Genomic DNA, 14,057 nt, shown 5'->3' with positions numbered 1-14,057 from the left:
GAATTAAAAATCTAGTTACCCCCTTTTTAAGGGGGGCTAGGGGGGATCTAAACCCAACAAATTGTTTAACGTAAATTAGATTAATAAAATAGTGATGGAGTCAATTATGAGTGAAGAAACAAACGATAAACCGCTCTTAAATAAGAGTCAGAGTGCTGGAGACGTAACAATTTCTGGCAATAAAGATCCGCTTGTGAACTTCGTGAATACAACGGAGGGAACCACAAGTATTAATCAATCTCGAACTATTATCTACAACTACTATTATCAACAACAAACCGTTACAACACTCACTGAGGAAAACACAGAGGATAACTTAATCTGTCCCTATCAAGGATTATATCATTTTAGTTACGAGAATTCAGAATACTTCTTTGGGCGAGATGTCTTTGTCGAAGAACTGTACCAATATACCGAAACCCGCAATTTTATTCCGGTGTTGGGTGCGTCTGGGAGTGGGAAATCTTCGGTAATTTTAGCGGGATTGGTGCCGAAATTAGTGCAAGCTGGAAATTGGCAATTTACTCATTTTAGACCGGGAAATGACCCGTTTCACGCACTCGCTCAAGCGTTAGTTCCGCTCTATGAACCCGATCTTGATAAAACAGACGGCATTGCACAAGCTCGTAAATTAGCGGGATATTTTCAAGATAATACGGTTCCTTTATCGGATGTTTTTTCAACAATACAACGCAATCATCCCCATAACAGAATTTTACTGATAGCCGATCAATTTGAGGAACTTTACACCCTTTGTAACGATGAAAAAATCCGACGTCAATTTCTCGATACGCTCTTAAATACTTTTAAATCTTTCGCCGAACAATCTTCTTTATCAACCGTATTAGTCGGCACCATGCGGGCAGATTTTTTAGGCAATGCGCTTTCTTATCGACCTTTAGCTGATGTCTTGCAAAAAGGTAATATTATGCTGGGGCCGATGAATGAAAATGAACTCCAAGATGTGATTGAAAAACCCGCAAAAAAATTGGGCGTGAGTTTTGAAAGCGGACTGGTTGAACGCATTCTCGATGATGTGGATAAACAACCGGGAAATTTACCCTTATTAGAATTTGCCCTCACCGAACTCTGGAAAAAACGAAACGGCAAACAGTTAACTCACAAAGCCTACGAAGAAATTGGGGAAGTTGACGGCGCATTAACTCGCTACGCTGATGATAAATTTAGTAAACTCAAACCGGAAGAAAAAGAACAAGTTCGGCGAATATTTGTGCAGTTAGTTCGTCCTGGTGTGGGAACCGAAGACACTCGGCGAGTTGCCACAAAAGCGGAACTGAACGAAACTAATTGGGATTTAGTTAAAAAATTAGCAGATTCGCGGTTAGTTGTCACCAGTCGGACTGTTATTACCCGTGAAATAACAGACCATTCCCAACCGCAACCGGACAATATAAAAGAACAAGAAACCGTCGAAGTCGTCCACGAAGCGTTAATTAAAAATTGGGGTCAACTGAAGGAATGGATGGCAACAGACCGAGAATTTAGAACCTGGCAAGAACGACTGCGGGCTTCTATGGGTTATTGGCAGGAAAAAAACCGAGATAACGGACTATTATTGCGGGGGGCGGCACTCAGCCAAGCAGAGGAACAACTTGAAAAACGGGGCGATGAACTGTCTCCAGATGAACGAGAATTTATTCAAAAAAGTCAGAAATATAAACAACGTAAACGTCAGCGTAATATTTGCTTTTTGACCGCAAGTTTTGTGGCAATTTCTGGTGTGCCAGCAGTAGCAGTATGGCAGTGGAACAACGCGCTTATTGGGGAACTAGAAGCACAGACAAACTTGTTAGACACTCGCTTAGTTTCTGGAGAGGAAAACTTAGACGTACAGTTAGAAGTTATCAAACACGAAAAACGAGCAAATGGAACAATAGCACAGATACAGGCTACCAACCTCCTCGAAGAAATCGTTAACTGGTCAGGAGAAAAACAAATTAATAGCTTAGACGGACACGAAAAAGATGTCGTCGGCGTGGCATTCAGTCCTACAGGGGAAATGATAGCAACGGCTAGTGGTGACAAAACAGTGAAATTGTGGAAACCCGATGGCACTTTTGTTAAGACTTTGGAGGGGCATGAGGATTGGGTCTTAGGTGTAGCATTCAGCCCCAAAGGGGATTTGCTCGCAACGGCTAGTGTAGATAAGACGGTGAAATTGTGGAAACCCGATGGCACTCTAGTTACAACGCTCAAAGGGCATGGAGATGGGGTAAGGGGTGTAGCATTCCATCCTTTGGGGAATTTAATTGCAACAGCCAGTGATGACAAGACGGTGAAATTGTGGAAACCCGATGGCACTTTAATTACAACGCTCAAAGGGCATAAAGAAAAAGTCTTGAGTGTGGCATTCAGTCCAAAAGAAGATTTGCTTGCAACCGCCAGTGCTGACAAAACGGTAAAATTGTGGAAACCCGATGGCACTTTAGTTAAGACTTTGGAGGGGCATGAAAATTGGGTCAGGGGTGTAACGTTCAGCCCAAAAGGGGACTTGCTCGCAACGGCTAGTTATGACAAAACGGTAAAACTGTGGAAACCTGATGGCACTTTAATTACGACGCTCAGAGGGCATGAGGATTATGTTATCAATGTCTCATTCAGCCCCAAAGGGGATTTGCTCGCAACCGCGAGTGCTGACGACACGGTGAAACTGTGGGAAACTGATGGCACTTTTATTAGGACTTTGGAGGGGCATCAGAGTAATGTCATCGGTGTGGCATTCAGCCCCAAAGGGGATATGATTGCAAGCGCTAGTTCTGACAAGACGGTAAAACTGTGGAAACCCGATGACACTTTTATTAAAACGCTCAAAGAGCATAAAGAGTATGTCTTGAGTGTGGCATTCAGTCCAAAAGAAGATTTGCTTGCAACCGCCAGTGCTGATAACACGGTGAAACTGTGGAAATCAGATGGCACTTTTGTTAAGACTTTAAAGGGGCATGAGGATTGGGTCAGGGGTGTAACGTTCAGCCCAAAAGGGGATTTGCTCGCAACGGCTAGTCGGGATAAGACAGTAAAACTGTGGAAACCCGATGGCACTTTAATTACGACGCTCAGAGGGCATGAGGATTATGTTATCAATGTCTCATTCAGCCCCAAAGGGGATTTGCTCGCAACCGCGAGTGCTGACGACACGGTGAAACTATGGAAAGCGGATGGCACTTTAATTACGACGCTCACAAAGCATGAGGGTGATGTCATGGATGTAGCATTCAGCCCAAAAGAGGATTTGCTCGCAACCGCGAGTGTTGACAACACGGTGAAACTGTGGAAAGCGGATGGCACTCTAATTACGACGCTCACAAAGCATGAGGGTGGAGTCAACAGTGTGGCATTCAGCCCCGACGGGAAATTGATCGCTTCGGCGGCTAATAAGGTGAAACTGTGGAAAGCCGATGGCACTTTGGTGGAGACTTTCGATGAGGAGCATAAGCGCAGTGTTAAAGATGTTGCATTTAGCCCCGACGGGAAATTGATCGCAACCGCGAGTGTTGACGACACGGTAATATTGTGGAAAGTTGATGGCACTCTAGTTTCAACTTTCAAAGGGCATGAGGATGATGTCTGGGGTGTAGCATTCAGCCCCGATGGTAAATTGCTTGCTTCAGCGAGTCATGACAACACGGTGAAACTGTGGAACTTTAACCGAGATGAACTCCTCCTCGCCCACGCTTGCGGTTGGATGAGTGATTACCTGAAGAATAACCCCAACCTCGAAGAAAAGGAACGAAATATTTGTGGTGAAGTTGAACCTTCGGCAACGGCTTTGTTTTTGGACGGTGAACATAAAGCCGCACAGGGTAATATTGAGGAAGCAGTTTCTAAGTTTCAACAAGCTGTTAAACTTGACCCCAAGTATAGTTTAGATTGGGCAGCAGCGAGTTTAGTGAGGATTGGAAAGTCATCGTTAGTAGAAGATGATAAATTTGATGAAGCGATTTCAGCTTTTAATCAAGCTCAAGAATTTGATTCTGATTTAGAAATTCAAGCCTCAGATTGGAATAAACTGTGTTGGGAAGGTAGCGTTAATAAACAGGCGGAGAAAGTTATGTTTGCTTGTGAAAAAGCCGTTGAACTCGCGCCTGAGAATGGATGGATTTATAATAGTCGGGGTTTAGCCCGTGCGTTAACGGGTGATGTTGATGGGGCTGTTGAGGACTTTGAAACGTTCGTTGAGTTGGCGGGAAATAAGGAGGAAAAAGCACAGCGAAAAGGGTGGATAGAGTCTCTGAAAAAGGGTAAAAATCCGTTTACCGATGAGGTGTTGGAGGAGTTGCGTTAGGGTTGATCCCCCCGGCTTCGCCACCCCCCTTATTAAGGGGGGAAGGGGGGGATCTCAATAGTCCTCATCACCAGGGAATCAATTCCCCGCCTAATAATTCAAGTCGGTTCAAACCGACTCAAATATTAATTGTTAGCTACCAGGGAATAAATTCCCCGGCTAATAATTCAAGTCGGTTCAAACCGACTCAAAGGTTAATTGTTAGTCCTCAACACCAGGGAATCAATTCCCTGGCTAATAACAGAAGTCGGTTCAAACCGACTCAGCGTTAATTGTTAGTCCTCAACACCTGGGAATAAATTCCCCGGCTAATAATTCAAGTCGGTTCAAACCGACTCAAAGGTTAATTGTTAGTCCTCTTGAGAGGACTTTGGATATTAGACAGATATTTTAATCTCTGACTGACTGACTCCAATTTCGATCATAAAAATGAGCAAAATTATGAATCTAATTGTTGGTTTTTTCAGGTTTGATCCCTCGTAATAAACCAAATTTTATCAATCCTCGTTCATAACCTTGACTCATTAATCCCAAAGACAAAGCCGCTTGAATCGTCGTCCATCCCGATGACAATAAACCCAAAATTGATTTGAAATCAAAAGCAGAATCAATCACAATATTCCAAAAAGGAGCAACGGCTTTTGACCAGTCTGCTGTGTGAATATTATCAAAGCCAACTTTAACCGCCATCGCCTCATATTCAGGTAAAGAAATAACGTAGGGTAAGGCATAAACCCGATAAATTTCTGCTAAATGTTTGCGTTCATCATCGGTGAGTTCGGGAGCAGTCGGGCTAACAGGACGATGACACCAAGTTGCCATCAAAAATAATCCCCCTGGCTTTAAAACTCGGTAACATTCGCGTAGAAATTGTTGCTTATTCGGCATATGTTCGCCGCTTTCGAGTGACCAAAGCAAATCAAAAGAATCATCCTCAAAGGGCATTTCTAACGCATTGGCGACTTGAAAATTAACCTGTTGACCCAATTGGGCATTTTGGGCGCGTTCAGTGGCTCTATTGGCTTGTACGGGGCTAAGAGTAATTCCTGCGGCTTCGGCTTGGAACTTCTCCGCCAAATATAGAGTGCTACCCCCAATGCCACAACCAACATCTAATATTTTGGAAAATTGCGATGGCTCTGAAAAACCCATCCCCCAGCGCAGAAATTCCTCAATCAAATCAATTTGGGCAAGGCGTCGCTCTTTGCTGAGGTTGCCTTCCGGGCCATAGTAGCCGTGGTGCATATGTTCACCCCAAACCTCTTCCCACAGAGTCGAGGAAGCATCGTAGAATTGTTGAATCTGTTGATAAAGTGTTGAGGTCATCACAGCGATGTTTGTATTTTACTGACAGTCTATTATTAACCGATCTGTTGCGACTTGCCACTCTTGTCGCCATAAACCATCTTGAGTTGGAGGCAGGATTATACTAATTTCTTTAAAATGTTTTCAGATTCAGATCCGGAAATCCTTGAGAGAATCAATCTCAAGTCTAAACTCTAAAATTGAGAAAAAATGACTATCTCTAGAACAATTTGCTTAGGCTTCTTGGCTGTGATTACAGCCGGAACCCTTTTGCTGTTAATGCCATTTTCCTATGGTGATGAAGCCATTTTTAGAAATCCGATTGCTACTGTTGTGACCGCCTTATTTACAGCAACATCAGCCGTTTGTGTTACAGGTTTGTCTGTTGTCAACGTAGGAGAATACTATTCCTTTTGGGGACAGTTTATTATGCTCCTTCTCGTAGAAGTCGGAGGTTTAGGTTATATGACCGCCACGACAATTTTATTGCTACTGATCGGGCGGAAGTTTGGTTTAAGAGATAAATTAGCTTTGCAACAAACCTTAGATACAAGTGGACTAGGCGGTGTCGTCTCTCTCGTTCAATCGATTATTGCGACAACCATTTTATTTCAGTTGACGGGGGTTTTATTGCTGTTGATGGTTTTTGTCCCAGACTATGGATTGAATCAAGGACTCTGGCTGTCTATTTTTCATAGTGTTAATGGCTTCAATAATGCGGGGTTTAGTCTGTTTGCAGATAGCTTAATACAATATGTAACTTCTCCCCTGTTGAATCTAACATTAACAGGTCTGATCATCTTTGGAGGATTAGGCTATCAGGTGATTATCGAGTTGTATTTGTGGATGCGAGAACGTTTATCTCGTAATCGTTGTCACCGGGAGTTTTCACTCCATTTTAAAATCGTCACCACGACCAACTTGTTTCTATTAATTGTAGGAACGGTTTTGATTTTTAGTGTAGAATTTCAGAATGTTGATACACTTGAAACTCTAACTTTCCCCCAAAAGATTATGACGGCTTGGTTTCAATCTGTCACGACTCGCACAGCAGGTTTTAACACCATTGATATTGGTAGTATGACGGCCGCCGGATTATTTGTCACCAATATTTTAATGTTTATTGGTGCGAGTCCTGGAAGTACAGGAGGGGGGATCAAAACAACAACGGCTAGAATCTTGCTGAGATGTACGAGGGCGACGCTACAAGGTCGCGATGAAGTCTTGTGTTATCAACGTAAAATTCCAGCACCTTTGATTTTGAAAGCTGTATCTGTTTTAGTGGGTTCAAGTATTGTGGTTTTTGTCTCAACCCTTTTAGTGAGTTTGTTTCAATCCAGCTTGGAATTTGAGCAGATATTATTTGAAATTGTTTCTGCATTTGCTACGGTGGGATTATCAACAGGAATTACCGGGAGTCTATCCCTTCCTTCTCAATTGGTTGTGATTGCTACAATGTATATTGGTAGAGTGGGAGTGTTGTTATTAATGCTGGCGATTGTTGGAGATCCAAAACCCACTTCAGTTGAATATCCCGAGGAAAATCTTTTAGTAGGTTAGAACCATGAGTTTATCATCTTTAAACTTTTTACGAAATTTCCGCACTGAAAAACAGCAATTTGCGGTGATTGGAATGGGTCGTTTTGGTCGTGCTGTTGCTTCAACCCTTCATAGTGCGGGTTATGAAGTTTTAGCCGTTGATCGTGATGAAAGAAGAGTTAGTCAAGCTTTAAGTAATCGCATCGCCGCCCACGCCATTCAACTTGATTCGACTGAACCCAGTGCGTTGAAAGAAGCCGGAATTCTTGAGTTTAATACCGTGATTGTCGGAATTGGGAATTATTTAGCAGAAAGCATTACAACCACCCTCAATCTAAAGGAAGCGGGCGTGGGTTGTGTTGTCGCTAAAGCCTCTTCAGAAACTCACATGAAAATCCTCAAAAAAGTTGGGGCGGATCATGTTGTTTTTCCGGAACGCGAAATGGGATGTCAACTGGCTCGACTCCTAACTAAACCGCGAATTTTAGATCAGTTTGAACTCGATTCCAACTACAGTATTGTAGAGATGCTTGTTCCCAAAGAATTTGATGGCAAAACCATCGCTGAGTTAGAATTACGGAGTAAATATGGTTTGACGTTACTGGTGATTCGGGATGAAAAAGATAAACTAGAAGTCAATCCCCTCCCCAACCGACGCTTGAAAAAAGAAACTGTTATTGTGGTACTCGGTTCAAACGATGATATCAATCGTTTAATTGATCAAACCTAAGCTTAAAGTTGCTCAGAATAAAGCAATTGATAGCATTCCTCAGACATCTCGAAATTCGCAGTCACATTCTGTACATCATCAAGATCATCTAAAGCATCCATTAATTTCATTAGCGATCGCGCTTGATCAAGATCATTAACTTCAATGGTATTGTTGGGAATCCACCGCAGTTCGGCTTGAACAATTTTAAACCCTTTTTGTTGCATGACTTGATTGAGCCATTCTAAATTCTTCGTCTCAGTAAACACCTCCGCCCCTTCTGTCTCATCGACGGGGGTTAACTCATAAGACTCCGCTTCTCCCTCGACTGAGGCTTCCAGCAGTTTTTCTTCGTCAATTGGCCCGGCGAGTGTGACCACTGCTTTTTGATCAAACATCCAACTGACACACCCCGTCTCTCCTAAATTTCCGCCATTTTTGTTAAAAGCGGTTCGTAGATCTGCGGCGGTACGATTGCGGTTGTCGGTGAGTCCTTCGATTAAAATCGCCACCCCTCCCACACCATAGCCTTCATAGCGAATCGCTTCCAATTGTGAATCGGCTTCAAAGGTTCCTGTCCCTTTGGCGATCGCCCGATCAATGTTATCGTTGGGGATACCTGCGGCTTTCGCCTTTTCGATAGCGGTTCTCAGTTGAAAGTTGGCCGCCGGATCAGGGCCACCCATACGAGCCGCAACAATGATTTCCCGTGAGACTTTTGTAAAAACTTTACCCTTTACCGCATCAACTCGGGCTTTTTGGCGTTTGATATTCGCCCACTTACTATGTCCTGCCATACCTTCAGACCAACAAAGCGATCGATGACTTCAACTCGTCAATATTGTAACCTGTTGAGTGATTTTAGCAATCTTCTGGCTGACTTGCAGGTGAATTGATCCTCCCTCAACCCGAACAATCACTCATTTTGAGCCAATAAACAGGGGATTCTCATCACAAATTCCGTCCCCCGTTCTAAATCAGAAAAACATTCTAATTGGCCTCGATGTTCCTCGACAACTAAATGATAAGCAATCGATAAACCTAAGCTCGTTTCTTGGTTATTTTTTCCCTTCAATAACGGTTGAAATACCTTCTGACATTCTTCCAAGGTCATACCCGGACTGTTATCAGAAATTGAAATCGAAACCTGGTTTTCATCTAAGTATTGAGTCCTAACTCTAATCAACGGAGACTCGCTCATCTGTCTTTGGAGTAAAGCCGTTTCGATGCGTTCAATACCAAAGGTAATCAAGTAGAGAAACACTTGATTTAGCTGACTCGCATAACATTGAACTCGGGGTAAATCACCATAGTCTTTCACCAGTGTAATACTCGAACGTCCGCCTTTGGCTTGTAGGCGATTTTGTAAAATCATTAAAACACTGTCGAGTCCTTCATGCAAATCAACAGTCTTGACTTGAGTTTCATTAACATGAGTAAATAAACGTAGCGATCGCACGACATCTCTAATCCGTTCAGCCCCTAATTTCATCGATTCTAATAACTGCGGTAAATCTTGCTTGATAAAACTAAAATCAATCTCTTCTAAAGTGGCTTCAATATCCGACGTGGGCTGTGGATAATTAAGCTGATAAAGTTCTAATAAACTCATCACTTCTTGCAGATAATTTTGAGCATGAGACAGATTCCCAAAAATAAAGTTAACAGGATTATTCACCTCATGGGCGACTCCCGCAACTAACTGACCCAAAGATAACATTTTTTCGGTTTGAATCAGTTGAGATTGAGTTCGCTGCAATTGGATTAATGCTTCTTCTAATTCTACCCGACGACGAGCTTCTCGTTCCTCACTTTGACGCAAAGCCGCTTCCATTTGTTGACGTTGAGTAATATCTAATCCGACAAAAACGGCAGCTTTTCCCCGTTGATACTTCTGAGCAACAATCAAGTAAGTTCGCGGTAAACTTTGAACATTGGCGGTAATTTCTTGAGAATCAACCCATTTTGGGTTTTCAAAAAATTGATAAACAAATTGATTAAATTCGGGGCTGGTTTGTAAAAATCCGACTTCTCGACCAACAAATTCTTCGGCGGGTACATTATAGGCTTGAGCGAGATGTTTATTAACGCCTAAATAACGCAAATCTGAACCAATCCAAGAAACTAATCCTGGTACTGCATTTAACACCGCTTCCAGTTGATCGCGAGAAGCCGTGATGGCTGAATGAGCGGCTTTCTGAGTGCGAATATCCCGGACTAACCAACAAATAAGCGGTAATTCTATATCTTCAAGTTGAATATTTTCCTCCGTAGAGTCAGGATCTAAATAACTCTCACTGACTTCAACGGGTATAATTTGCTTATTTTTTTTCTGATGACAAGACTGAAATCTTAAATATCCTTTTTGCTTAACTTGATGATAATGTTCTTGCCAGACGACTGGACAGAGATCGGGGTCGATGTCGTGAATTTTGAGTTGTAACAGTTCAGCTTCCGAGTAACCCATCATCTGACAAGCGGCTGAATTTGCATAACAAACGTTCCCCTCTGAGGTAACATAATAAATAGCATCACCTGCGTGATCGATCGCGAGTTGAGCTTGTTTTCTATCTTGTTCTAATTGTTGGTGTTTGCTAATATTTTCGACGTGAACAATCAAACCTCCAATGGTTTGCTGATCGGTTAACCAAGATTGAACGTTAAATTTCACCCACTGACTCTGATGATCGGGTAATGTGAGTAAACATTCTAATTCCCACTGTTCGAGGCTTCCCGCCAAACAAAGCTGAACGTTTTTGTGCCAGATATCCGGTAAGCTGGGGAAAAGTTCATCGTGAGACTGTCCGATTAAATTAACACTTTTTTGACCAAAATCAGTTTGCCATTGTCTGGATACAACAATATATCGCATCTGCTGATCGAGCATGGCGACGGCGGTAGGCATATATTCTATGAACTTACAGTAATTGCTTTGTTCAGAGGAAGAGGGTTGAATAGAGGAATTCGTCTTGTATTTCGGGGTCATGGGTTGAAGCCTCATGTCTGTATTTTAGGATGTTTTAAGTTAAAATCTGGATTAGTTGAGGGATACATGATCGATTACAGGATAGTTGATCGTATTTTCGGAATGTTTATCACGGGCAGAGGCCCCCTAAACTTGAGGGGTGTTACCCTTTATTGTAGAATTTAATACTTTGATAAGTCCAGAGATATTTCGGTATTTGTTGAAATTTTTAATAAAAAAAATGCTAAAAACTGTAACAATGTATGTCTGATCCAATTCACGCCTCACCTATTTAGTCACAAATATAACAAACACCCGAGCGAAAACCTTTTTCCGGATCAATCTCACCCCGATGAGGCGATCGCTCTTGAGTTGGGATAGAATAGATAGACTTTTGTTCCCAGGGATAACTCTGCTGGGGGTTTTTAGGTGGCTCTTTTTTTTCTAGAATTTCAAGAGGAAAATTCTTCACACAATTTTATGGTCGTTTATCAAGTTCGGTTAGTAAATTCAGCCCAGGGTCTTGATCAGATAATCGCCGTACCCGATGATGAATATATCCTTGATATTGCAGAAGACCTTGGTATTCGTTTACCATCGGGATGTAAACAGGGAAATTGTTCGGTTTGTGTAGCCAGGCTAATTGAAGGTGAAGTCGATCAAAGTGAACAAACATTTTTGCGTCCGGCGGAAGTTGAGGCGGGATATACCGTTACTTGTGTCGCTTATCCTCGCTCTGATTGTACATTAGAAACTGATCAAGAGCAAGTTTTATATCAATCTTCTCTTTATCTTCAACCGTAAAAGCCAATTTCATCCAACCGAATTGAGGGACTGTTGCCCGAGCAAGAAACCGCGTTTCTCGGGTGTACCTCATTTTACTCAAAAGATGATTTAACAATGTATAACTTCGGCGAAAACAGGATAGAATAAATCCCAGATAAACCGAGAATAAAGGTTACTGAATCCGAGTATACAACGCAGCTATTTTTCATCAACCCTGATGCCAAACAAGCCGAAATGCTCGTCAAATAGTGACAGTTGCTAGGGTAGTAATGTTAGACTCTAATCAGGGAAAAACATCAATTATAGATTTCAGGGACATTTCCAACGAACACTTCAAAATATAGTATTGACAGACGGAGAAAACAACAATGGCCTTAACACCGAACAGCGCATTAGGTGCTTTAGTCGGAGATGATTCTAATGAGTTGATAGCGCTCACACCTGGACAACTCGCAGGCTTTCCTTTAGGAGTGATGGCTCTTGGAGGTAATGATACGCTATTGGGAGTAACGGATGGTGAAGTGATTAATGGTAATCAGGGTGATGATCAACTTTCAGGAGGAGGAGGAAGTGATACGCTGTTTGGTGGACAAGGAAATGATCTTCTAGATGGACAAGCGGATAACGACTTTTTGTTTGGCAATTTAGGCGGCGATTTACTGCGAGGAGGAAAAGGGGATGATAACCTGTTTGCAGGCGAGGGGAATGATATCTTATTTGGAGATTCTGGAAATGATGTTCTTGATGGTGGCTTAGGAATTGATGTTCTCACAGCTGGGGAAGGTATTGATATATTTGTCTTACCCCGTAGAGGAATTGATACGGATTTTATCGAGGATTTTGAAGATGGCATCGACTTGATGCAGTTACCGACAGGAATCACTTTCAACGACTTACAAATTCAACCTCGAGGTAGCAATCAAACTGTTATTGGATTTGCAGGGGAAGAACTAGCAGTTATTGATGGTATTGTACCCTCTGCGATTACGTTAACTGACTTTGTGGGTGGAAATGGGGGAAGTGGGGGGAGTGCTGGAAATGGTGGAAATGGGGGGAATGATACGGATCGCGATAGCAGTGTGATTATCCGACTGGATCAAGAATTTCTCTACGATCCCAAATTTGATTCGGCTGTGCGAATTCTGCCCTTGGGTGACTCGATTACCCGAGGTATTGTTAATACCAGTGTACCAGCAGAACTTGAAGAAGGTTATCGTTTAGGACTGTGGAATCGCTTAACTGATTTTGGTTTATCCGTCGATTTTGTGGGTTCCCAGTCTAGCGGTAGTGAAAACCTTCCAGATAAAAATCACGAAGGAAATTCAGGATTTACAGCCCGTCAACTGGCAGAGGGTAAAAGAAATGTTGCCAATACTGGGGTTGATAACTGGATACCTGCGACGAACCCTGAAGTTATTTTATTAATCGCAGGTACAAATAATTCCGATAATCCTGTCGATCAAATGATTACTGATTTGGATAAGTTGGTTAACCGAATTTTTAATCAAAATGGTTTTACGGGTGAACTACTGGTTTCAACGATTCCTCCGATGCGTACAGATGGTCGTTTTCCTGAACGTATCCCCACTATCGAAGCCTACAATGCTCAGATTCCAACGGTTGTGAATAATTATATCCAACAAGGGAAAACGGTGACGTTTGTGGATATGTTTAGTGGTTCAAATCGTGTGACGGAAGATGATATTACCCCTCCTCCCGGCGATGGTGGAGTTCACCCCACAGTAGAAGGTTATGAAAAAATTGCTCAGTTTTGGTTTGATGCACTGCTGGGGCGTCTCGGTAGCGTTGAACCCTTGAGTGATGTTAATAATGCGACTGGAACAGATTTTAATGATGTAATTGTTGGAAGTTCTACTAATAATGTAATTGTTGGTGGCAGAGGTAATGATCTGATCACAGGTGGCGGTGGTGCTGATTTATTTTCCTATGCGACACCAGATGCAGGAGTTGATATTATTACCGATTTTGATGCGACTCAAGGCGATACCATTGGCATCTCGGCGGCGAATTTTGGCGGGGGGTTAGTTGGGGGAACTTCTTTGAGTACGACGGCTTCTGCAACGGGAAGTTTGGTTGCTAGTGGCGCCCCGACTCCGGTGGGGACGAACGCTAATTTCCTCTACAATACCTTATCAGGAGTGTTGAGTTTTGATGTTGATGGTGCGGGTTCTCAAACTGCGGTTGAATTAGTGAGACTGACTGGCGCACCCCAGTTAGGTGCGAGTCAGTTTTTGATTGCTTAGTTTTGAGATAAAAATCCTTTAGGGGTGCTGAAGTTAGCGCCCCTAATTAAACCAGGGCTGTTTCATTCTCAACCAGAAATTTTATGACCTAACCCCCCAACCCCCTTCCCTACCTCTCCCTAGCCCTCTCCTACAAGGAGAGGGAAAAGGAAAAAAGTTTTTTATTTGGAAGGAGGAGTAATTAAT

General features: G+C 42.6%; 8 protein-coding genes. 5 read left to right on the top strand and 3 right to left on the bottom strand.

The annotated features are described in order from the left end of the window. Positions 1 to 106: 106 nt before the first annotated feature. A complete protein-coding gene (locus WN50_RS22255; RefSeq protein WP_063847415.1) occupies positions 107 to 4,303 on the top strand; it encodes a WD40 repeat domain-containing protein in 4,197 nt (1,398 codons plus the stop codon). A gap of 447 nt (positions 4,304 to 4,750) precedes the next feature. Here WN50_RS22255 and WN50_RS22245 read toward each other — a convergent pair whose 3' ends face one another. Continuing rightward, the gene (locus WN50_RS22245) at positions 4,751 to 5,629 is read right to left on the bottom strand and encodes a methyltransferase domain-containing protein (protein WP_046281494.1); all 879 of its coding nucleotides are present in this window, start codon (positions 5,627 to 5,629) and stop codon (positions 4,751 to 4,753) included. A 189-nt stretch (positions 5,630 to 5,818) separates the two neighbouring features. On the opposite strand from WN50_RS22245, the gene WN50_RS22240 reads away from it, so the two are divergent. Next, positions 5,819 to 7,168, top strand: a complete 1,350-nt coding sequence (locus WN50_RS22240) for a TrkH family potassium uptake protein (RefSeq protein ID WP_046281493.1) — start codon at positions 5,819 to 5,821, stop codon at positions 7,166 to 7,168. 4 nt (positions 7,169 to 7,172) lie between these two features. Beyond that, entirely contained in the window at positions 7,173 to 7,877 is a 705-nt protein-coding gene (locus WN50_RS22235; protein ID WP_046281492.1) for a potassium channel family protein, read from the top strand. A gap of 2 nt (positions 7,878 to 7,879) precedes the next feature. On the opposite strand, the gene WN50_RS22230 is transcribed toward WN50_RS22235, so the two are convergent. Next, positions 7,880 to 8,653 (bottom strand): YebC/PmpR family DNA-binding transcriptional regulator, encoded by a 774-nt coding sequence (locus WN50_RS22230; RefSeq protein WP_049560792.1) that lies wholly within the window; start codon positions 8,651 to 8,653, stop codon positions 7,880 to 7,882. A gap of 119 nt (positions 8,654 to 8,772) precedes the next feature. Continuing rightward, complete coding sequence (locus tag WN50_RS22225; RefSeq protein WP_235441074.1) at positions 8,773 to 10,842, bottom strand: PAS domain-containing sensor histidine kinase; 2,070 nt, start codon at positions 10,840 to 10,842, stop codon at positions 8,773 to 8,775. 459 nt (positions 10,843 to 11,301) lie between these two features. On the opposite strand from WN50_RS22225, the gene WN50_RS22220 reads away from it, so the two are divergent. Both WN50_RS22220 and WN50_RS35465 read left to right on the top strand, forming a co-directional pair. Next, positions 11,302 to 11,625: a 2Fe-2S iron-sulfur cluster-binding protein gene (locus tag WN50_RS22220; RefSeq protein ID WP_046278852.1), complete on the top strand. Its 324-nt coding sequence runs from the start codon at positions 11,302 to 11,304 to the stop codon at positions 11,623 to 11,625. Positions 11,626 to 11,975: 350 nt separating this feature from the next. Beyond that, positions 11,976 to 13,871 (top strand): GDSL-type esterase/lipase family protein, encoded by a 1,896-nt coding sequence (locus WN50_RS35465; protein WP_053221577.1) that lies wholly within the window; start codon positions 11,976 to 11,978, stop codon positions 13,869 to 13,871. Positions 13,872 to 14,057 lie beyond the last annotated feature (186 nt).

It is taken from the genome of Limnoraphis robusta CS-951, assembly GCF_000972705.2.
This window is presented reverse-complemented; position numbering and strand designations above follow the sequence as displayed.

Bases quoted from the DNA above. Each gene is read 5' to 3' on its own strand.
- WN50_RS22245 (WP_046281494.1), bottom strand. From the start codon at position 5,629: ATGACCTCAACACTTTATCAACAGATTCAACAATTCTACGATGCTTCC.
- WN50_RS22235 (WP_046281492.1), top strand. From the start codon at position 7,173: ATGAGTTTATCATCTTTAAACTTTTTACGAAATTTCCGCACTGAAAAA.
- WN50_RS35465 (WP_053221577.1), top strand. From the start codon at position 11,976: ATGGCCTTAACACCGAACAGCGCATTAGGTGCTTTAGTCGGAGATGAT.
- WN50_RS22240 (WP_046281493.1), top strand. From the start codon at position 5,819: ATGACTATCTCTAGAACAATTTGCTTAGGCTTCTTGGCTGTGATTACA.
- WN50_RS22225 (WP_235441074.1), bottom strand. From the start codon at position 10,842: ATGACCCCGAAATACAAGACGAATTCCTCTATTCAACCCTCTTCCTCT.
- WN50_RS22220 (WP_046278852.1), top strand. From the start codon at position 11,302: ATGGTCGTTTATCAAGTTCGGTTAGTAAATTCAGCCCAGGGTCTTGAT.
- WN50_RS22230 (WP_049560792.1), bottom strand. From the start codon at position 8,653: ATGGCAGGACATAGTAAGTGGGCGAATATCAAACGCCAAAAAGCCCGA.
- WN50_RS22255 (WP_063847415.1), top strand. From the start codon at position 107: ATGAGTGAAGAAACAAACGATAAACCGCTCTTAAATAAGAGTCAGAGT.